This is a genomic window from Streptomyces sp. NPDC048659 (assembly GCF_040650575.1).
GTDB lineage: Bacteria > Actinomycetota > Actinomycetes > Streptomycetales > Streptomycetaceae > Streptomyces.
Genome location: NZ_JBEZHM010000022.1, coordinates 1 through 18258, shown reverse-complemented (window position 1 = coordinate 18258; position 18258 = coordinate 1). Strand labels below are relative to the sequence as shown.

The following is an 18258-nucleotide window of genomic DNA, read 5'->3' as shown; positions in this document are numbered from 1 at the left end:
GTCGTTCCACGGGGGAGTGGTTCCGTATGCCCAATGGAGGCTTCTGCAGACTGCCCGGAGGCAGTGTCGTCGTCGCCATAGGACTGCCCAGCCCGGCCGGCGACGGGGCCACCGTCCGCTTCCTGGTGCACGCCGCGAACCGGGCCCGCGCCCTGACCAGGCTGCGGAACCTGGGGCTGCGGGCGGTCTACCTGCGGGGCAACACCGAGCCGCCGACGCCGGACGAGATCACGGCCGTCCTGCACCACCCGGACGGGATGCTCTGGCGGATCACCGCCCAGGAGCTGTGGCACCCCATACGCTCGCTCCCGAAGGCGGCCTAGAGCGCCGCGTCCCCGGGGGTGACGGGCTTCCCGGTCAGCTCCACACCCGCCGCCCGCAGCTCCTCCAGGGCCCGCCCGGTGGTCTCCCGGGCCACCCCGGCGGTCAGGTCCAGCAGCACCTGGGTGCGGAAGCCCTCGCGGGCCGCGTCCAGGGCCGTCGCCCGCACGCAGTGGTCGGTCGCGATGCCGACCACGTCGACCTCGGTGACCCCGCGCTCGCGCAGCCACTCGGCGAGCGTCGCGCCGTTCTCGTCGCGCCCCTCGAAGCCGCTGTACGCGGCCTCGTACGCGCCCTTGTCGAAGACGGCGTCGACGGCGCCCGAGGCGACCGCGGGGGCGAAGTTCGGGTGGAAGCCGACGCCCTCCGTGCCCGCCACGCAGTGCCGGGGCCAGGAGTCGACGTAGTCCGGGCGGTCCGAGAAGTGGGCGCCCGGGTCGATGTGGTGGTCGCGGGTGGCGACCACGTGCCGGTAGGCGGCGGCGCCGGCCGCCTGGCCGATGAGGTCGGTGACGGCGGCGGCGACGTCCGCGCCCCCCGCCACGGCGAGGCTGCCGCCCTCGCAGAAGTCGTTCTGGACGTCCACGACGATCAGTGCGCGGTGCATGGCGGGTGTCCTTAGCGCGTCGGATGGGTGGGTTGTGAGCCTAGAGACTTCCCCCTCCGGAGGGGAGGGGGCGTCCCCCGGCGTTCGGGCGCCCCTCGGGGCGCGCGGCGGGCCGCCTCGGCTACGCGTACTCCGTCGGCAGCACGGGCTCGCCCCGGGAGAGCTGGATCGCGGACATCGGCAGCCCGGCGCGGGCCGCGATGTGCCGGGAGCGGGCCGCCTCCAGCGGCTCGCGGGCCACCACCGTCCCGCCCTTCACCAGCTCCACCAGGAGCTGCCGGTCGGCCAGCGCGGCCGGGACGGGGCCGGTGCCGACGACCTCGGCCTCGGCGACACCGGCGGCGTCGGTGCGGCGCGCGGCCCACTTGCGTCCGCCGACGGACGCCTTGCCGCCCACGGACTTCTTGGCGACCGGCACCAGCGGCGCCTTGGGGTCGGCCGAGGAGGCGCGGGCGACCAGCTTGTAGACCATCGAGCAGGTCGGGTGGCCGCTGCCGGTGACGAGCTGGGTGCCGACCCCGTACGCGTCGACGGGCGCCGCCGCGAGCGAGGCGATGGCGTACTCGTCGAGGTCGGAGGTGACCACGATCCGGGTGTCCCGGGCGCCCAGCTCGTCGAGCTGCGCGCGCACCCGGTGGGCGACGAGCAGCAGGTCGCCGGAGTCGATCCGGACCGCGCCGAGCCCGGGTCCGGCCACCTCGACGGCGGTCCGCACGGCCTCGGCCACGTCGTAGGTGTCGACGAGCAGGGTGGTGCCGCTGCCGAGCGAGTCGACCTGGGCCCGGAAGGCGTCGCGCTCGCTGTCGTGCAGCAGGGTGAAGGCGTGGGCGGAGGTGCCGACGGTGGGGATCCCGTAGCGGAAGCCCGCCGCCAGGTCCGAGGTGGAGTCGAAGCCGCCCACGTAGGCGGCGCGCGAGGAGGCGACGGCGGCGAGCTCGTGGGTGCGCCGGGCGCCCATCTCGATGAGCCGCCGGCCGCCCGCCGCGGCCGACATCCGGGAGGCGGCGGCGGCGATGGCCGAGTCGTGGTTGAGGATCGAGAGGATCACGGTCTCCAGGAGCACGCACTCGGCGAAGGAGCCCTCGACCCGCAGCAGCGGCGAGCCCGGGAAGTAGACCTCGCCCTCCGGGTAGCCCCAGATGTCGCCGGAGAAGCGGTAGCCCGCCAGCCACTCCAGGGTCGGCTCGTCGACGATCCCGCGCTCGCGCAGGAAGCCGAGCACGTCCGCGTCGAAGCGGAAGTTCTCGACGGCGTCCAGCACCCGTCCGGTGCCGGCGACGACCCCGTAGCGGCGCCCCTCGGGCAGCCGGCGGGTGAAGACCTCGAAGACGGACCGGCGGTCCGCGGTGCCGGCCCGCAGGGCCGCCTGGAGCATCGTCAGTTCGTACTGATCGGTGAAGAGCGCCGTCGACGGAACGTCCACCGGCAGCCCAAGGTCCGCAGCGTTCATACGGAGGATGCTACCGCAGTATTCGTCACTCTGACGAATACTGTGCCGGGAAGGGCACCCGTTTGTGCGGCGGACCGGCAGGGGTGGCAGCATGGGGTAAGTGAGCGTTGCGCCTATCGAGATCGAACGGACCGAATCGGCCGAGGAGGTCTCCGCCGTCGTCGAACCCGACGTGCCCTGGGTGACCCTCGTGCACAACGACCCGGTCAACCTGATGAGCTACGTCACGTACGTGTTCCAGGCGTACTTCGGCTACTCCAAGGACAAGGCGCACAAGCTGATGCTCGACGTGCACAACAAGGGCCGGGCCGTGGTCTCCAGCGGCACCCGCGAGGAGATGGAGCGGGACGTGCAGGCGATGCACGGCTACGGCCTGTGGGCGACCCTCACCCAGGACCGCGGCTGATGTCCGGCCGCTTCGAGGTGCTGCCCGGCGGCGGCGCCGCCATCGCGCTCGACGAGGTCGAGATCTCCATCCTCCGCTCGCTGGCCGTGCAGCTCCTGGAGCTGATCGGGCCCGGCGACGAGCCGGTGGAGGGCGAGGACCCGCTGGCCGCGCTGTTCGCCGAGGGGCCGACCGAGCCGCCCTCCGACCCCGCACTGCGCCGGCTCTTCCCGGACGCGTACGGGGACGGCACCGACGAGCTGCGGCAGGCCGCCGCCGACTTCCGCCGCTACACCGAGAACGACCTGCGCACCCGCAAGCGCGAGGACGCCCTCGTGGTGGTCCGCGGCCTCGACGCGCTGGCCGCCGACGCGGCAGGGGAGAGCGGCGCGGTCCTCAAGCTCGCGCCCGACGCCTCCCGGGCCTGGCTGGGCACCCTCAACGACCTGCGCCTGACCATCGGCACCCGCCTGGAGGTCACGGACGACGACGAGAGCGAGCAGCTGTACCGGCTGCCCGACTCCGATCCGCGCAAGCCGATGGTGATGGCGTATCTGTGGCTCGGCGCGCTCCAGGAGTCACTCGTGGAGACGCTCCTGTCGTAGCGGAGGGACCTTCCGGGGTCCTTTCAGGGGTCTGTCCGGGGCGTTCGCTCAGCGGACGCTCAAATCCGGATAACGAATACGTTACCCAAGTGACCGTCTTTGCTCCATTGAGTCCTTTTTATCCGTCTTTTTGTGTGGTTCGTGCCACAGTGCCCCCCGTCGATCACGGTTAAGGCCGTGATAAATCTTCTCGACCACCCGGGGACGCCACCCCTGTTCCCGGGGGCGCTTTGGCCGGCTGACCGCCGGTAGCACTCCATCCATATCCGGGGGGATCAGGACCTGATCCGCGGCAGACGCACTCGCAGTCGCGCGGATCGGCATGGAGAAAGGCGCACCACCATGACCTCAGTGCAGGTCGACAAGCAGCACGACGGCAATGAGGCCGAGGACTCCGCCTCCGGCGAGGGCTACCACCGGGCGCTCGGCGCCCGCCAGATCCAGATGATCGCGATCGGCGGCGCCATCGGCACCGGCCTGTTCCTGGGCGCGGGCAAGGGCATCTCCATCGCGGGACCCAGCCTGATCCTCGCGTACGCCGTCGCGGGCCTGGTCATCTTCTTCATCATGCGGGCGCTCGGCGAGCTCCTCATGTACCGCCCGGTGTCGGGCTCCTTCTCGGAGTACGCCCGCGAGTTCATCGGCCCCTTCGCGGGCTTCGCGACCGGCTGGACGTACTGGCTCTTCTGGGTCGTCACCGGCATCACCGAGGTCACCGCCGCCGCCACCTACATGACGTACTGGTGGGACATCCCGCAGTGGCTCTCCGCCCTGGTCTTCACCATCGTCCTGTACGGCGCCAACCTGATCTCCGTGAAGCTCTTCGGCGAGCTGGAGTTCTGGTTCTCGATGGTCAAGGTCACCGCGATCGTCGGCATGATCCTGATCTGCGCCGGCATCCTCACCCTCGGCTTCTCCGACGCCGGTGACACCGCCTCCGTCACCCACCTGTGGGACCTCGGCGGCTTCTTCGCCGGCAAGGACGGCATCTTCTCCACCCTGATGACCCTCCAGATGGTCATGTTCGCCTTCCTCGCCGTCGAGCTGGTCGGCGTCACCGCGGGCGAGTCCAAGGACCCGAAGACGGTCCTGCCGAAGGCGATCAACACCGTGCCGTGGCGCATCGCCGTCTTCTACGTCGGCGCGCTGATCATGATCCTGTCGGTCGTCCCGTGGACCGAGTTCCAGCCCGGTGTCAGCCCGTTCGTCGCCGCCTTCGAGAAGATGGGCCTCGGCATCGGCGCCGCCATCGTCAACTTCGTGGTCCTCACGGCGGCCCTGTCCTCCTGCAACTCGGGCATGTACTCCACCGGCCGGATGCTGCGCGACCTCGCGCTCAACGGGCAGGGCCCGAAGGTCTTCACCAGGCTCACCAAGTCGGGCACCCCGCTGGTCGGCACCACCTTCTCCGCCGCGCTGATGATGGTCGGCGTCTGGGTCAACTACCAGTGGCCCGGCGAGGCGTTCAACTACGTCGTCTCCTTCGCCACCATCTCCGGCATGTGGGCCTGGATCGTCATCCTGATCTGCCAGATCCGCTACCGCCTCAAGGCCGACCGGGGCGAGCTCCCGCACTCCTCCTTCAAGGCACCCGGCGGCATCTGGTTCAGCCTCTTCTCGCTCGCCTTCATCACCATGGTCGTCGTGACCATGGCCATGGACTCCGGCAACCGGGTCGCGCTCTACGGCGCGCCGGTCTGGGGCCTGCTGCTCGCCGTCGCCTACCTGGTCCTCAAGAGCCGCGACCCCGAGGGCGCCGCCTTCGCGAAGCGGACCGACCGGGAGTCGGTCGAGTCCTGACCGGAGTCGGCCCGGCCTGACCTGCGCGGTCTCAGCATGCGGGCCGTTCCGTACCACTTCTCGGTACGGGACGGCCCGTCTGCTTATCCTCTAGGCATGCTGACCATCACCCGGGCCCTGTACGACCAGATCGTGGAACACTCCCGCGCGGACCACCCCGACGAGGCATGCGGCGTGGTCGCCGGTCCGGTCGGCAGCGGCCGTCCCGAGCGCTTCATCCCGATGCTGAACGCGGCGCGCTCGCCCACCTTCTACGAGTTCGACTCCGCGGACCTGCTCAAGCTCTACCGCGACATGGACGACCGGGACGAGGAGCCCGTGATCGTCTACCACTCGCACACCGCGACCGAGGCGTACCCGTCCCGCACCGACATCACCTACGCCAACGAGCCGGGCGCCCACTACGTCCTCGTCTCCACCGCCGACACCGACGGCGCCGGGCCCTTCCAGTTCCGCTCCTACACGATCGTCGAAGGCGTCGTGACGGAGGAAGAGGTCCGGGTCGTGGAGGCGTACGCCTAGGCCCTGTCCCCGGCGTACGACGAGGTCCGGAAGCGGGCCAGGTACGCGGAGGGCGTGACCCCGAAGTGCCGGGCGAACGCCCGCCGCAGGCTCTCGTCGCTGCCGAGCCCGCTGCGGGCCGCCGCCCCCGTCACGCTCGCCCCGCCCTCCAGCAGCAGCCGCGCCGCCTCCACCCGCACCCGCTCCACGTACGCCCCGGGGCTCGCCCCCGTCTGCTCCCGGAACAGGCGCGCCAGATGCCGGGCGCTCACCCCCGCCCGCCGCGCCAGCGCCGCCGCGCTGTGGTCCGCGGCCGGATCCGCCGCCACCGCGTCCAGCAGCGGCCGCACCACCGGATGGCCCGTCGGGGGCGTGCGGGACACAGCCGAGAACTGCGACTGGCCGCCCGGCCGCTGGAGGAACACCACCAGGTCCCGCGCCACCGCACGGGCCGCCGCCGCGCCCCGGTCCTCCTCCAGCAGCGCCAGGCACAGGTCGATCCCGGCCGTCACCCCCGCCGACGACCACACCTCCCCGTCCCGTACGTGGATCGCGTCCGCCAGCACCTCCACCGCCGGGTGCCGCCGGGCCAGCTCCGCCGCGTGCTCCCAGTGCGTCGTCGCCCGCCGCCCGTCCAGCAGCCCCGCCGCCGCCAGCGCGAACGCGCCCGTGCACACCGACGCCACCCGCGCCGAGCGCGCCGCGAGCTCCGCCACCGCCGGGCCGGCCGCCACGCAGCGGGCCACGTCCACCGCCCCCGGCACGATCAGCGTGTCCGCGCCCCGCACCGCGTCCGCCGCCCGGTCCGCGCCGATCCTCAGCCCGCACGAGGTCCGCACGTCCCGCCCGTCCGGCGAGCACACCCGCACCGCGTACGGCTCGCCCGCCGTCGCGAAGACCTCCAGCGGCGCGGACACGTCCAGCAGCCGGACCCCGTCGAAGGCGAACACCCACACCGCGCGCGTCGTCGTCATGTGTCCGATTCTGTGGGATACCCGTCCCCAGGGACATGGCGGGGGCGCCGCCGCCGGAGCGAACCTTGAGCCATGAACCCGCTGACGCTGATCCCCGACACGTCCCTCGCCGCCGCCACCGAGCTCGTCCGCGACACCGCCGGCGAGCTGATCTACCACCACTCCCGCCGCGTGCACCTCTTCGGCGCCCTCCAGGGCCGCGCCCGGGGCCTCGCGTACGACCCCGAACTCCTCTACGTCGGCGCGATGTTCCACGACCTCGGCCTCGGCGCGGAGCACCACGCCTCCGGCCGCCGCTTCGAGGTCGACGGCGCCGAGGAGGCCGCCGCCTTCCTGCGTTCCCACGGCGTCGGCGAGGACGCCGTCCGCCGGGTGTGGACCGCCATCGCGCTGCACACCACCCCCGGCGTCCCGGAGTTCATGGAGCCCGAGATCGCCCTGGTCACCGCCGGTGTCGAGTACGACGTCCTCGGCATCGGCTACGACGACCCCGCCCTGGTCACGCCCGAGGAGCGGGCCGCGGTCGTCGCCGCCCACCCGCGCCCCGACTTCAAGAACCGCATCCTGGCCGCCTTCGCCGAGGGCATCGCCCCCAAGCCGGAGACCTCCTTCGGCAACGTCAAGGCCGACGTGCTGCGCCACTTCGTCCCCGGATTCGAGCCCGGCGACTTCGTGACCGTCATCCGGACCTCCGCCTGGCCGTCCTGAGCCCGCCCGGTCCGCCGGAGCCCGCCCGAGCCCGGCGGGGACCGGGTGAGACACTGTCGCAAACGAGGGCGGCAGGACCCAGGAAGCCGGTGCGAATCCGGCACGGTCCCGCCACTGTGACCCGCCCCTGACCAGGGCCGGAAGCCAGGAACTGACCTGCCGCCTGCCAGTACCGACCGGGGACGCGGATCCCCGTCTGGAGGTCTGCCCATGTCCTGGCGCCGCCCGCTGCTCACCGCCGCCGCGCTCATACCCCTGCTCGCCGCCTGCTCCGCCCCCGCGAGCACCCCCGGCGCCGACAAGGGCGCGAAGGCCGCCCCCGGCTTCCCGTACACCGTCGTCAACTGCGGTGTGACGACCACCTACCAGGCCCCGCCGAAGCGCGCGGTCACCATGAACCAGCACGTCACCGAGGTCATGCTCGCCCTCGGCCTGCAGAAGTCGCTGGTCGGCACCGCCTACCTGGACGACGCGGTCCTCCCCGCCTACAAGAAGGCGTACGACGCGGTCCCCGTGCTCGCCAAGGAGTACCCCTCCAAGGAGGCGCTGCTCGCCGCGAACCCCGACTTCGTGTACGGGGGCTACTCCTCCGCCTTCGACGCAAAGTCCGGCCGCTCCCGCGACGACCTGGGGCGCTCGGGCATCGCGACCCGCCTCAACACCGAGTACTGCCCCTCCGGCCGCACCGCCCTCGACGACGTCTACCGCGAGGTCACCGAGGTCGGCCGCACCTTCGGCGTCCCCGACCGGGCCGAGGCGTGGACCCGCGAGGCGAAGACCGGGGTCGCCGCCGCCGAGCGGCGGGTGAAGGGCGTCGCGCCCGTCTCCGTCTTCGTCTACGACAGCGGCGACAAGACCGCCTTCACCGCGGGCGGCAAGGGCATCGGCAACGAGCTCATCACCCGCGCCGGCGGCCGCAACGTCTTCGCCGACCTCGACAAGACCTTCGGCGACGCCACCTGGGAGCAGGTCGTCGACCGCAAGCCCGACGTGATCGTCATCTACGACTACGGCTCCACCACCGTCGAGCAGAAGAAGCGGCGCCTCCTCGACGACCCGGCCCTGCGCGAGGTCCCGGCCGTCAAGAACCGCCGCTTCGCCGTGCTGCCGCTCTCCGACGCGGTCCTCGGCGTCCGCGCCCCCGCCGCTGTCGGGAAGCTCGCCGCGCAGCTCCACCCCGCCGCTCGATGACCCACCGCCCGGCGGCCCACCGCCCGGCGACCCGGCTCCGCCACACGGCGGTCGTCGCCGGACTGCTCGTCGCGCTCGCCGCGGCCGTCGTCGCCGCCCTCGCGCTCGGCTCCGTCCGCATCCCGCCCGGCCAGGTGCTCGACATCCTGACCGGGCGGGCCGGGCCCTCCCCGTACCGCACGATCGTGCTCGACGTGCGGCTGCCCCGGGTGCTGCTCGGGGCGGTCGTCGGCGCCGGGCTCGCCGTCGTCGGCGCCGTGCTCCAGGCCCTCGTCCGCAACCGGCTCGCCGACCCCTTCCTGCTCGGCATCTCCTCCGGCGCCTCGGCCGGGGCGGTGTGCGTGCTGGTCCTCGGGGTCGCCGGCGGGATCACCACCACCGTCGCCCTGCCCGCCGGGGCCTTCGCGGGCGCCCTGCTCGCCCTCGTCCTCGTCTACGGACTGGCCCGGCGCGGCGGCACCATGACCGGCGCCCGGCTCGTCCTCGCCGGGGTCGCCGTCTCGTACATCCTGTCCGCCCTCACCACCCTGCTGCTCGTCCTCGCCGGCCGCCCCGAGCAGTTCCAGGAGGCCCTCTACTGGTCCCTCGGCGGCCTCGGCAGCGCCCGCTGGGACAGCCTCGTGCTGCCCGCCGCCGTCCTCGCCCTCGGCATCGGCGTCCTGCTCACCCTCGCCCGCCCGCTCGACCTGCTGCTCGTCGGTGAGGAGGGCGCCACCGTCCTCGGCCTGGACACCGCCCGCTTCCGCGCCGCCGTCTTCGTCCTCGCCTCGCTCGTCACCGCCGTCATGGTCGCGGCCAGCGGAGCCGTCGGCTTCATCGGCCTGATGGTCCCGCACGCCGCCCGGATGGCCGTCGGCGCCCCGCACCGGCGGCTGCTCCCGGTCGCCGCCCTCGGCGGGGCGCTCGCCCTCGTCCTCGCCGACCTCGCCGCGCGCACCGTCGCCGCGCCCCAGGACATCCCGGTCGGCGTGCTCACCGCCCTCACCGGCGGGCCCTTCTTCCTCTGGCTGATGCGCCGCCGCGCGGACGGAGCGACCCTGTGACCCCTCCCCGTACGGCCCGCACGGCCGACCTGCGGATCGAGGCCCTCGGATACGAAGGGCGGCTGTACGAGGCCGACCTCGTCGCCCGCCCCGGCGAGACCGTCGGCCTCGTCGGCCCCAACGGCAGCGGCAAGACCACCCTGCTGCGCTGCGTCTACGGCACCCTCGCCGCCACCAGTGGCCGCGCCCTCCTCGACGGCGAGGACCTGCGCGCGATGGGCCCCCGGGCGCGGGCCCGCCGGGTGGCGACCGTGCCGCAGGAGAGCGCCCTCGAATTCGAGCTGACCGTCCGCGAGCTGGTCGCCCTGGGCCGCTCCCCGCACAAGCGCTTCTGGGAGGGCGACACCGCGAGCGACCGGGAGCGGGCGGACGCGGCGCTCGACCGGGTCGGCATCCTCGACCTGGCCGAGCGCCCGTACCCCGAGCTGTCCGGCGGCGAGCGGCAGCGGGCGCTGGTCGCGCGGGCGCTGGTCCAGGACCCGGCGCTGCTCGTGCTCGACGAGCCGACCAACCACCTGGACATCCGCTACCAGCTGGAAGTCCTCTCCCTCGTCCGCCATTTGGGCACCACCAACCTCCTCGCCCTGCACGATCTGACCCTCGCCGCCGCCCACTGCGACCGGCTCTACGTCCTGGACCGGGGCCGGGTCGTCGCCGAGGGCGCGCCGTCCGAGGTGCTCACCCCGGCCCTGCTGAAGCGGGTCTACGGGGTGGAAGCCGAGGTCATCCCGCATCCGGCCACCGGCACGCCGCTCGTCGTCTATCTGCCGCGTCCGCCCGTTGGTCAAAATCTGTCCGTCATGTGAGATCACATTCCGGAACCCGGACCGGGAATCGATACGATGACCGCATGGTTTCCCACGACGTGAGCGAAGAGACGCCGGGCACACCCCTGCTCGTCGCGCGCCTGCACGTCGATCTGTGCCGCCTCGCCAGCGCGATCTGTACGCCGCGCGCCGCGCTCTGACAGCCCGGACCGAGCGCATCCCGCCCAGCACGAGCCCCCGCGCGGGGGCCCCAGCCGCGCGCCCAGCACGCCACCTGCCCGTACGAGCCCCTTCCGACAGGAGCCCACCCCATGGCCATCGAGGTCCGCGTCCCGACCATCCTCCGCACCTACACCGACGGCGCCAAGGCCGTCGAGGGCAGCGGCGGCACCCTCTCCGAGCTCTTCGCCGACCTGGAGACCCGCCACGCCGGGATCGAGGCCCGCATCGTGGACGAGGGCAAGCTGCGCCGCTTCGTCAACGTCTACCTGAACGACGAGGACGTCCGCTTCCTCGACGGCATCGACACCAAGCTCACCGACGGCGACAGCGTCACGATCCTGCCCGCGGTCGCTGGAGGTTCTGTCGCGGCGGAGCCGCGTCCGGTCGGGGTGGCGGCCGGGCGACGGGTGGGAATGGTCTGATCCACATGCGCTACGACTCCCCGCTGGCGGCGGTCGGCCACACGCCCCTGGTCCGGCTGCCGCGGCTGTCCCCCTCGGACGAGGTCCGCATCTGGGCCAAGCTGGAGGACCGCAACCCCACCGGCTCGGTCAAGGACCGCCCCGCGCTCCACATGATCGAGCAGGCCGAGAAGGACGGCCGGCTCACCCCCGGCTGCACCATCCTGGAGCCCACCAGCGGCAACACCGGCATCTCGCTCGCGATGGCGGCCAAGCTCAAGGGCTACCGGATCGTCTGCGTCATGCCGGAGAACACCAGCGAGGAGCGCCGCCAGCTGCTCGCCATGTGGGGCGCCGAGATCATCTCGTCCCCCGCGGCGGGCGGTTCCAACACGGCGGTCCGCGTCGCCAAGGAGCTCGCCGCCGAGCACCCGGACTGGGTGATGCTCTACCAGTACGGCAACCCCGACAACGCGGGCGCCCACTACGCCGGCACCGGCCCCGAGATCCTCGCCGACCTGCCGTCCATCACCCACTTCGTGGCGGGCCTCGGCACCACCGGCACCCTCATGGGCGTCGGCCGCTACCTGCGCGAGCACAAGCCCGACGTGAAGATCGTCGCCGCCGAACCCCGGTACGACGACCTGGTCTACGGCCTGCGCAACCTCGACGAGGGCTTCGTCCCCGAGCTGTACGACGCCTCCGTCCTCACCACCCGCTTCTCGGTCGGCTCGGCCGACGCGGTCACCCGCACCCGCGACCTGCTCCGGCAGGAGGGCATCTTCGCGGGCGTCTCCACCGGCGCGGCCCTGCACGCGGCCATCGGCGTCGGCAACAAGGCGGTCAAGGCGGGCGAGAGCGCCGACATCGTCTTCATCGTGGCCGACGGCGGCTGGAAGTACCTGTCGACCGGCCTCTACACGGCGGCGACGACGGAGGAAGCGATCGCGGCGGTGCAGGACCAGCTCTGGGCCTGAGGCCCGACCACGGATCCCCCCTCGTCACACCCGCCCCACCCGTACCGCCCGTCCCACCCGCACCGCCCGTGCTCAGCGCGCCAGATGGCGGACCTGGTCCCAGACCACCGGGTCCGCCGTCCCCACCCGGCGGCGGAAGTCCACCACCGGCACGTCCCGCAGCTCGTCCGTCTCCAGGAAGCTCGGCCGGCCCTGCGCGTCGCCCACCGAGCCCGGCGGCAGCGCGATCACCCCGGGCCGCTCGTCGTGGTACTTGCTGGTGATCTTCGCGACCAGCGCCCGCTCGCCGCGCACCCCGAGCACCAGGCACGGGCGGTCCTTCGAACCCGGGCCGTCCTCGAACGGCACCTCCGCCCACCAGATCTCACCCGGCCGGGGCAGCCGCCCCGAGGGCGCCCTCCCGCGCGGTGCCGGACGGGTCGGCCGGGCGGGCGGCCGGGTCCGGCCCGGCGGACGCCGGCGGCCCGAACGGCGGCGCCCCTCGGTGACCGCCGCGATCAGCGCCAGCACCACGACCGCGACCAGCGCGGGCCACCACGACGTGTCCATACCTCAAGACCGTACCGTCGCCGCCCCCGCACCGCCCGGGCGCCCCGCCATCCATCCGAACCGGTGACAGCGCCCGTGAGTTCGCCCACAACGGGCCGCCACGGAGGAGCGACGGGCGGTAGCGCGCCGTACGCTCGACAGATCGCACGACCTCCCCTCCCCGCGCTCCGCGCACCCGTCCACGGAGGTTCACGCTCCATGAAGCTCACCGTCGTCGGCTGCTCAGGTTCCTTCCCGTCCGCGGAATCGGCCTGCTCCAGCTACCTCGTAGAGGCCGACGGCTTCCGGCTGCTCCTCGACATGGGCAACGGCGCCCTGGGCGAGCTGCAGCGCCACATCGGTCTGTACGACCTGGACGCGATCTTCCTGAGCCATCTGCACGCCGACCACTGCATCGACATGTGCGGGTACTTCGTCGCGCGTTACTACCGCCACGAGGGGGGCCGCTGCGACGCGCTCCCCGTGTACGCCCCGGAGGGCGCGGAGCAGCGGCTGACCACGGCGTACGCGGACACGCCCTCGCCGCACGCGATGGCCGAGGTCTTCGACTTCCGCACGCTGAAGTCGGCCTCGTTCGAGATCGGCCCGTTCTCGGTGCGCACGGAGAAGGTGTGCCATCCGGTCGAGGCGTACGCGATCCGGGTCGAGCACGGCGGCCGTTCGCTGACCTACTCGGGGGACACCGGGGTGTGCGACGCGCTGGACGAGCTGGCGCGCGGGGCGGACCTCTTCCTGTGCGAGGCGTCCTTCACCCACGGCAAGGAGGACATCCCGGCCCTCCACCTCAACGGCCGCGAGGCCGGCGCCCAGGCCGCCCGCGCGGAGGTGGGCCGGCTGGTGCTGACCCACATCCCGCCGTGGACGGACGGCGAACGGAACCTGTCGGACGCGCGCGCGGTGTACCCGGGCCCGGCGGAGCTGGCGTACGCGGGCGCGGTGTACGAGGTCTGAGCCGGGCACGGTCCGAGCCTGGCGCATCCGTGCCCGGACATACGGGAAGGGCCCCGGAACCTGTCGGTTCCGGGGCCCTTCGCTGTCGGCTGTCCGGCGGTGCCGGGGCGGCCGTACCGGCTTACTTGGCCTCGGCCTTCTGCAGCTCGGCCAGCTCCTCGTCGGACTCGCGGCCCGGCGTCGGGATGTTGAACTTGGTGATCGCGAAGCGGAAGATCACGTAGTACAGGGCGGCGAAGCAGAGGCCGACCAGGGCCAGCAGCCACGGCTTGGACGCGATGCCCAGGTTGAGCAGGAAGTCGACCGCGCCGGCGGAGAAGCCGAAGCCGTCCTTCATGCCGAGGGCCCAGGTGAGCGCCAGGGAGACACCGGTCAGCAGCGCGTGGATCGCGTAGAGGACCGGGGCGATGAACATGAAGGTGAACTCGATCGGCTCGGTCACACCGGTGACGAAGGCGGTGAGCGCGAGGGAGAACATCATGCCGCCGACGACCTTGCGGCGCTCCGGGCGGGCACAGTGGGTGATCGCGAGGCAGGCCGCCGGGAGGGCGAACATCATGATCGGGAAGAAGCCGGTCATGAACTGGCCCGCGGTCGGGTCGCCGTGCAGGAAGCGCGCGATGTCGCCGTGGTAGTCCACGCCGCCGTCGGTGTAGGTGCCGGCCTGGAACCACGGGAAGGAGTTGAGCAGGTGGTGCATGCCGACCGGGATCAGCGCACGGTTGGCGACACCGAAGATGCCCGCGCCGACCGCGCCGGAGTCGACCAGCCACTCACCGAAGTTGTGGATGACGGAGCCGAGCACCGGCCAGATGAGACCCATCACGATGCCGATGACCAGACCCGCGAAGGCGGAGAGGATCGGGACCAGGCGACGGCCGCCGAAGAAGCCCGCCCAGTCCGGCAGCTTGGTGCGGTAGAACTTCTGGTACAGCAGGGCCACGACGATGCCCATGATCACGCCGCCGAGGACGCCGGCGTTGACCGCGGCGTCGTTCATGACGATCTTGCCGTCGGCGACGGCCGCGACCTTCGGCAGGTTGCTGTCGGTGAAGGTGGCGAGCACCTTCTGGAAGACCAGGTAGCCGGTCACGGCGGCCAGCGCGGTGGAGCCGTCCGACTTCTTCGCGAAGCCGATGGCGATACCGACGCAGAACAGCAGCGCCATGTTGTCCAGCAGGGCGCCACCACCGGCGGCCATGTAGCTGGCGAGCTTGTTGACGAAGTCCGGGAACGACTCCCTGCCAAGCATGTCTGCCTGACCGAACCGGACCAGGAGCGCGGCGGCGGGCAGCACGGCGACCGGCAGCATGAGGCTGCGGCCGATGCGCTGCATGACAGCCATCGCGCCGGAGCCCTTCTTCTTGGCCGCGGGGGCGGCGCTAGCCGTGGACACAACTTCCTCCAGTGGGCAAGGCGCCGCCAGAGGACAGTGAAGGGGGTGACGGCGGCGTCTCAGGGAACGCGGTGGTCTGGACCGCGTGGTCTACACCAATTAATGGTGTAGACCAGTTGTAGCACGTGTGACTTAGATAAGGAACCTTCGAATTTTGTGGTCCGAGCCATAGCCGGACAACGGACGACATAAGGCCCCCGGACCGTGAGGTCCGAGGGCCTGGGAGGCGGGGCGAAAGCCTGTCGGGGCGTTACGCCTTCGTGTTGTCCCGCTCCAGTTCCTCCTCCAGCTCCTCGGGCTCGCGGCCCGGGGTCGGCAGGTTGAACTTGGTGATCGCGAAGCGGAAGAGCGCGTAGTAGACGACGGCGAAGCAGAGGCCGATCGGAATGATCATCCACGGCTTCGTCGCGAGCCCCCAGTTGATCACGTAGTCGATGAGGCCGGCCGAGAAGCTGAAGCCGTCGTGCACGCCGAGCGCCCAGGTCACCGCCATCGACACACCGGTCAGCACCGCGTGGATCGCGTACAGCACCGGCGCGATGAAGAGGAACGAGTACTCCAGCGGCTCGGTGATGCCGGTGACGAACGAGGTCAGGCCGACCGAGAGCATCAGGCCGCCGACCTGCTTGCGCCGGTGCGGCTTGGCGCAGTGGGTGATCGCCAGCGCGGCGGCCGGCAGCGCGAACATCATGATCGGGAAGAAGCCCGAGGTGAACTGACCGGCGTTCGGGTCGCCCGCCAGGAACATGCTGATGTCACCGTGGACCACCGTGCCGTCCGGCTTGGTGTACGAGCCGAACTGGAACCAGACCGGCACGTTGAGGAACTGGTGCAGGCCGATGACCAGCAGCGCGCGGTTGGCCACGCCGAAGATGCCGGAGCCCCAGGAGCCGAGCCCGACCAGCCAGTCGGAGAAGCTCTCCAGGCCGTTGCCGATCGGCGGCCAGATCCACAGGCAGAGCGCGGCGAAGGCGATGCCGACGAAGGACATGATGATGGGGACGAGCCGGCGCCCGTTGAAGAAGCCGAGCCAGTCGACCAGCTTGACCCGGTGGTACTTCTGCCAGAAGTAGGCGGCCAGCAGGCCCATCACGATGCCGCCGAAGACGCCGGGGTTCTGGTACGTGTAGCCGGCGAAGGAGTCGTCGACGCCGAGGCAGCCGCCGCCGATGTCCTTGGTGCCGGTCGGGCAGTCCTTCGGGAAGGCGTGCAGCACGCCCCGGTAGACGAGGAAACCGGCCACGGCGGCGAGGGCGGTGGAGCCGTCCGACTTCTTCGCCATGCCGATGGCGACGCCGATGCAGAACAGCAGGGGGAGGCCGAGGTCGGCGTCGAGCAGGGCGCCGCCGGCTCCCGCCATGACCTTGGCGACGTCCGTCCAGCCCAGGCCGTCGTCGCCGAAGACGTCCGGCTGGCCCAGTCGGCCGATGATGCCGGCCGCGGGGAGGACGGCGATGGGCAGCTGAAGGCTGCGGCCCATCTTCTGCAGCCCTTGGAAGAAGCCGCCCCAATGCGACTTCTTCGGTGCGGCTGCGGCGCTCGTACTGCTCATCGGCGTCCTCCCTGACCCGACACGGACCCCGGAACATTCCGGACCCGGCTCTCGTTCACACTGGTGTAGACCAGTTGCGGTAGGCTCCCCGGGGCCGATCGTGGGCAGGCCGCCGGTGATCGTCATCTTTCGGCAGAACGGCGGACTTCGCTCGCGAGACTGGTCCAACCGTGGGTTACCGTGACAAAGCGGACCTTCGGTGCGCCGAGATTCACGTTCTTTGAACGGAACGGACAGGGAGAAACACATGGCCAGCAAGGCTGAGAAGATCGTCGCCGGGCTCGGTGGCATCGAGAACATCGAAGAGGTCGAGGGCTGCATCACCCGCCTCCGCACCGAGGTCATCGACCCGTCCAAGGTCGACGAGGCCGCCCTCAAGGCCGCCGGCGCCCACGGTGTCGTGAAGATGGGCACCGCCATCCAGGTCGTCATCGGCACCGACGCGGACCCGATCGCCGCCGACATCGAAGACATGATGTGAGCCGTCGCCTCCGCGACTGACACATCGGCGAAGGGCCCGTTCCGGCAGGGGAACGGGCCCTTCGTCCGCTCCCGCTAGGCTCGTCCCATGTCTCGTATCGACGGCCGTACCCCCGAACAGCTCCGCCCCGTCACCATCGAACGCGGATGGAGCAAGCACGCCGAGGGCTCCGTCCTCGTCTCCTTCGGCGACACCAAGGTCTTCTGCACCGCCTCCGTCACCGAGGGCGTCCCCCGCTGGCGCAAGGGCAGCGGCGAGGGCTGGGTGACCGGGGAGTACTCGATGCTGCCCCGCGCCACCAACACCCGCGGCGACCGCGAGTCCGTCCGCGGCAAGATCGGCGGCCGGACCCACGAGATCTCCCGCCTCATCGGGCGCTCGCTGCGCGCCGTCATCGACTACAAGGCGCTCGGCGAGAACACCATCGTCCTCGACTGCGACGTCCTCCAGGCCGACGGCGGCACCCGCACCGCCGCCATCACCGGCGCGTACGTCGCCCTCGCCGACGCCGTCGCCTGGGCGCAGGGCAAGAAGCTGGTCAAGGCCGGCCGCAAGCCGCTGACCGGCACCGTCGCCGCCGTCTCCGTCGGCATCGTCGACGGCACCCCGCTCCTCGACCTCTGCTACGAGGAGGACGTCCGCGCCGACACCGACATGAACGTCGTCTGCACCGGCGACGGCCGCTTCGTCGAGGTCCAGGGCACCGCCGAGGCCGAGCCCTTCGACCGCAAGGAGCTCAACGCCCTCCTCGACCTGGCCTCCGGCGGCTGCGCCGAACTGGCCGAGATCCAGCGCAAGGCGCTCGAAGGAACTCTCTGAGGATCCCGGGCGTCTGTCTGGATACGGGCGCACGGGTCGAACCGTGCGCCCCGTCCATACACACGCAGGTACGAGGGGGAGGACCCAACTCTTGAAGCGCCGCCGCTCCATAGCGCTCGCCGTCGCCACCGCCGCCGCACTGACCGGACTGGTCGGCTGCGGTGCGCTCGACAAGGCCATGGACTGCGTCAAGACCGCCGACGCCATCGCCACCTCGGTCGACAAGCTGTCGCAGGCCGTCTCCAGCGCCTCCAACGACCCGACCCAGATCGAAGAGGCCCTGAACAGCATCGACACGGAGCTGGGCAACCTCAAGAACACGACGGACAACGCGGACCTGACCAAGGCGGTCGACGACCTCACCAAGGGCGTCGACACGGTCCGCACGGCGGTCAAGAACGGCGACGCCACCCCCGACATCAAGCCGATCACCGACGCGGCCACCGAGGTCGGCAAGGTCTGCACCCCCGGCTAGCCGGACCGCCGCGGCCGGGACCCCACGGGCCCCGGTCCGGCCCCCGCGCAGCACCGCCCCGCCCAGGACCAGGCCCGCGCCGA

At 71.7% G+C, this 18258-nt stretch carries 22 protein-coding genes and 1 riboswitch; of the genes, 16 read left to right on the top strand and 6 right to left on the bottom strand.

The genetic code is table 11. The features are described 5' to 3' along the window. Positions 1–26: 26 nt before the first annotated feature. A complete protein-coding gene (locus AB0C99_RS18680; RefSeq protein ID WP_046912208.1) occupies positions 27–323 on the top strand; it encodes a hypothetical protein in 297 nt (98 codons plus the stop codon). Here the strand turns inward: AB0C99_RS18680 and AB0C99_RS18675 are convergent. Together AB0C99_RS18675 and AB0C99_RS18670 are read right to left on the bottom strand one after the other, a co-directional pair. Then, positions 320–928, bottom strand: a complete 609-nt coding sequence (locus AB0C99_RS18675; protein WP_362476138.1) for an isochorismatase family protein — start codon at positions 926–928, stop codon at positions 320–322. The two genes, AB0C99_RS18680 and AB0C99_RS18675, sit on opposite strands and share 4 nt — an antisense overlap. Positions 929–1049: 121 nt before the next feature. After that, positions 1050–2378 (bottom strand): nicotinate phosphoribosyltransferase, encoded by a 1329-nt coding sequence (locus AB0C99_RS18670; RefSeq protein ID WP_362476136.1) that lies wholly within the window; start codon positions 2376–2378, stop codon positions 1050–1052. Between the two features lie 100 nt (positions 2379–2478). Between AB0C99_RS18670 and clpS the strand changes: the two genes are divergently transcribed. From clpS to AB0C99_RS18650, 4 genes are all read left to right on the top strand, one after another. Beyond that, a complete protein-coding gene (gene clpS / locus AB0C99_RS18665; RefSeq protein ID WP_329420925.1) occupies positions 2479–2784 on the top strand; it encodes an ATP-dependent Clp protease adapter ClpS in 306 nt (101 codons plus the stop codon). Further along, on the top strand, positions 2784–3368 hold the full coding sequence (locus AB0C99_RS18660; RefSeq protein WP_362476134.1) for a DUF2017 domain-containing protein: 585 nt from the start codon (positions 2784–2786) through the stop codon (positions 3366–3368). Before clpS ends, AB0C99_RS18660 begins: the two co-directional genes overlap by 1 nt. Positions 3369–3710: 342 nt before the next feature. Next, the gene (locus AB0C99_RS18655) at positions 3711–5168 is read left to right on the top strand and encodes an amino acid permease (protein ID WP_362476132.1); all 1458 of its coding nucleotides are present in this window, start codon (positions 3711–3713) and stop codon (positions 5166–5168) included. 96 nt (positions 5169–5264) lie between these two features. After that, entirely contained in the window at positions 5265–5690 is a 426-nt protein-coding gene (locus AB0C99_RS18650) for a M67 family metallopeptidase (protein ID WP_362476130.1), read from the top strand. Here AB0C99_RS18650 and AB0C99_RS18645 read toward each other — a convergent pair. Beyond that, positions 5687–6643, bottom strand: coding sequence for a DJ-1/PfpI family protein (locus AB0C99_RS18645; protein WP_362476128.1), 957 nt, complete (start codon positions 6641–6643; stop codon positions 5687–5689). The genes AB0C99_RS18650 and AB0C99_RS18645 overlap by 4 nt on opposite strands. Positions 6644–6715: 72 nt before the next feature. On the opposite strand from AB0C99_RS18645, the gene AB0C99_RS18640 reads away from it, so the two are divergent. The 7 genes from AB0C99_RS18640 (at position 6716) to AB0C99_RS18610 (ending at position 11952) form a co-directional block, all read left to right on the top strand. Next, positions 6716–7351, top strand: coding sequence for an HD domain-containing protein (locus AB0C99_RS18640; protein ID WP_362476126.1), 636 nt, complete (start codon positions 6716–6718; stop codon positions 7349–7351). 79 nt (positions 7352–7430) lie between these two features. Next, positions 7431–7505: riboswitch (cobalamin riboswitch) on the top strand. 56 nt (positions 7506–7561) lie between these two features. Continuing rightward, positions 7562–8542 (top strand): ABC transporter substrate-binding protein, encoded by a 981-nt coding sequence (locus tag AB0C99_RS18635; protein ID WP_362476124.1) that lies wholly within the window; start codon positions 7562–7564, stop codon positions 8540–8542. Further along, entirely contained in the window at positions 8539–9585 is a 1047-nt protein-coding gene (locus tag AB0C99_RS18630) for an iron ABC transporter permease (protein WP_362476122.1), read from the top strand. Before AB0C99_RS18635 ends, AB0C99_RS18630 begins: the two co-directional genes overlap by 4 nt. A gap of 29 nt (positions 9586–9614) precedes the next feature. Then, positions 9615–10391 (top strand): ABC transporter ATP-binding protein, encoded by a 777-nt coding sequence (locus AB0C99_RS18625; protein ID WP_362476279.1) that lies wholly within the window; start codon positions 9615–9617, stop codon positions 10389–10391. A 44-nt stretch (positions 10392–10435) separates the two neighbouring features. Further along, positions 10436–10552 carry a putative leader peptide gene (locus tag AB0C99_RS18620; RefSeq protein WP_338058663.1) on the top strand — a complete coding sequence of 39 codons (117 nt, stop codon included), beginning with the start codon at positions 10436–10438 and terminating at the stop codon, positions 10550–10552. A gap of 111 nt (positions 10553–10663) precedes the next feature. Beyond that, a complete protein-coding gene (locus AB0C99_RS18615) occupies positions 10664–10996 on the top strand; it encodes a MoaD/ThiS family protein (RefSeq protein ID WP_362476120.1) in 333 nt (110 codons plus the stop codon). Positions 10997–11001: 5 nt separating this feature from the next. Then, positions 11002–11952 (top strand): cysteine synthase, encoded by a 951-nt coding sequence (locus tag AB0C99_RS18610; protein WP_362476118.1) that lies wholly within the window; start codon positions 11002–11004, stop codon positions 11950–11952. A 72-nt stretch (positions 11953–12024) separates the two neighbouring features. Here AB0C99_RS18610 and AB0C99_RS18605 read toward each other — a convergent pair whose 3' ends face one another. Next, complete coding sequence (locus tag AB0C99_RS18605) at positions 12025–12501, bottom strand: type II toxin-antitoxin system PemK/MazF family toxin (protein ID WP_362476116.1); 477 nt, start codon at positions 12499–12501, stop codon at positions 12025–12027. Positions 12502–12699: 198 nt separating this feature from the next. Between AB0C99_RS18605 and AB0C99_RS18600 the strand changes: the two genes are divergently transcribed. Continuing rightward, positions 12700–13452: an MBL fold metallo-hydrolase gene (locus AB0C99_RS18600; protein ID WP_362476114.1), complete on the top strand. Its 753-nt coding sequence runs from the start codon at positions 12700–12702 to the stop codon at positions 13450–13452. 121 nt (positions 13453–13573) lie between these two features. On the opposite strand, the gene AB0C99_RS18595 is transcribed toward AB0C99_RS18600, so the two are convergent. After that, entirely contained in the window at positions 13574–14848 is a 1275-nt protein-coding gene (locus AB0C99_RS18595) for a PTS transporter subunit EIIC (protein WP_362476112.1), read from the bottom strand. 250 nt (positions 14849–15098) lie between these two features. After that, positions 15099–16400, bottom strand: coding sequence for a PTS transporter subunit EIIC (locus AB0C99_RS18590; protein WP_362476110.1), 1302 nt, complete (start codon positions 16398–16400; stop codon positions 15099–15101). Between the two features lie 247 nt (positions 16401–16647). Between AB0C99_RS18590 and AB0C99_RS18585 the strand changes: the two genes are divergently transcribed. From AB0C99_RS18585 to AB0C99_RS18575, 3 genes are all read left to right on the top strand, one after another. Continuing rightward, the gene (locus tag AB0C99_RS18585; protein WP_018517946.1) at positions 16648–16881 is read left to right on the top strand and encodes a PTS glucose/sucrose transporter subunit IIB; all 234 of its coding nucleotides are present in this window, start codon (positions 16648–16650) and stop codon (positions 16879–16881) included. A gap of 87 nt (positions 16882–16968) precedes the next feature. After that, positions 16969–17700, top strand: coding sequence for a ribonuclease PH (rph, locus tag AB0C99_RS18580; protein WP_362476108.1), 732 nt, complete (start codon positions 16969–16971; stop codon positions 17698–17700). A gap of 91 nt (positions 17701–17791) precedes the next feature. Next, positions 17792–18175, top strand: coding sequence for a hypothetical protein (locus tag AB0C99_RS18575; RefSeq protein ID WP_362476106.1), 384 nt, complete (start codon positions 17792–17794; stop codon positions 18173–18175). Positions 18176–18258 lie beyond the last annotated feature (83 nt).

Bases quoted from the DNA above. Each gene is read 5' to 3' on its own strand.
- AB0C99_RS18680 (WP_046912208.1), top strand. From the start codon at position 27: ATGCCCAATGGAGGCTTCTGCAGACTGCCCGGAGGCAGTGTCGTCGTC.
- AB0C99_RS18675 (WP_362476138.1), bottom strand. From the start codon at position 928: ATGCACCGCGCACTGATCGTCGTGGACGTCCAGAACGACTTCTGCGAG.
- AB0C99_RS18670 (WP_362476136.1), bottom strand. From the start codon at position 2,378: ATGAACGCTGCGGACCTTGGGCTGCCGGTGGACGTTCCGTCGACGGCG.
- AB0C99_RS18660 (WP_362476134.1), top strand. From the start codon at position 2,784: ATGTCCGGCCGCTTCGAGGTGCTGCCCGGCGGCGGCGCCGCCATCGCG.
- AB0C99_RS18655 (WP_362476132.1), top strand. From the start codon at position 3,711: ATGACCTCAGTGCAGGTCGACAAGCAGCACGACGGCAATGAGGCCGAG.
- AB0C99_RS18650 (WP_362476130.1), top strand. From the start codon at position 5,265: ATGCTGACCATCACCCGGGCCCTGTACGACCAGATCGTGGAACACTCC.
- AB0C99_RS18645 (WP_362476128.1), bottom strand. From the start codon at position 6,643: ATGACGACGACGCGCGCGGTGTGGGTGTTCGCCTTCGACGGGGTCCGG.
- AB0C99_RS18640 (WP_362476126.1), top strand. From the start codon at position 6,716: ATGAACCCGCTGACGCTGATCCCCGACACGTCCCTCGCCGCCGCCACC.
- AB0C99_RS18635 (WP_362476124.1), top strand. From the start codon at position 7,562: ATGTCCTGGCGCCGCCCGCTGCTCACCGCCGCCGCGCTCATACCCCTG.
- AB0C99_RS18630 (WP_362476122.1), top strand. From the start codon at position 8,539: ATGACCCACCGCCCGGCGGCCCACCGCCCGGCGACCCGGCTCCGCCAC.
- AB0C99_RS18620 (WP_338058663.1), top strand. From the start codon at position 10,436: ATGGTTTCCCACGACGTGAGCGAAGAGACGCCGGGCACACCCCTGCTC.
- AB0C99_RS18615 (WP_362476120.1), top strand. From the start codon at position 10,664: ATGGCCATCGAGGTCCGCGTCCCGACCATCCTCCGCACCTACACCGAC.
- AB0C99_RS18610 (WP_362476118.1), top strand. From the start codon at position 11,002: ATGCGCTACGACTCCCCGCTGGCGGCGGTCGGCCACACGCCCCTGGTC.
- AB0C99_RS18605 (WP_362476116.1), bottom strand. From the start codon at position 12,501: ATGGACACGTCGTGGTGGCCCGCGCTGGTCGCGGTCGTGGTGCTGGCG.
- AB0C99_RS18600 (WP_362476114.1), top strand. From the start codon at position 12,700: ATGAAGCTCACCGTCGTCGGCTGCTCAGGTTCCTTCCCGTCCGCGGAA.
- AB0C99_RS18590 (WP_362476110.1), bottom strand. From the start codon at position 16,400: ATGAGCAGTACGAGCGCCGCAGCCGCACCGAAGAAGTCGCATTGGGGC.
- AB0C99_RS18585 (WP_018517946.1), top strand. From the start codon at position 16,648: ATGGCCAGCAAGGCTGAGAAGATCGTCGCCGGGCTCGGTGGCATCGAG.
- rph (WP_362476108.1), top strand. From the start codon at position 16,969: ATGTCTCGTATCGACGGCCGTACCCCCGAACAGCTCCGCCCCGTCACC.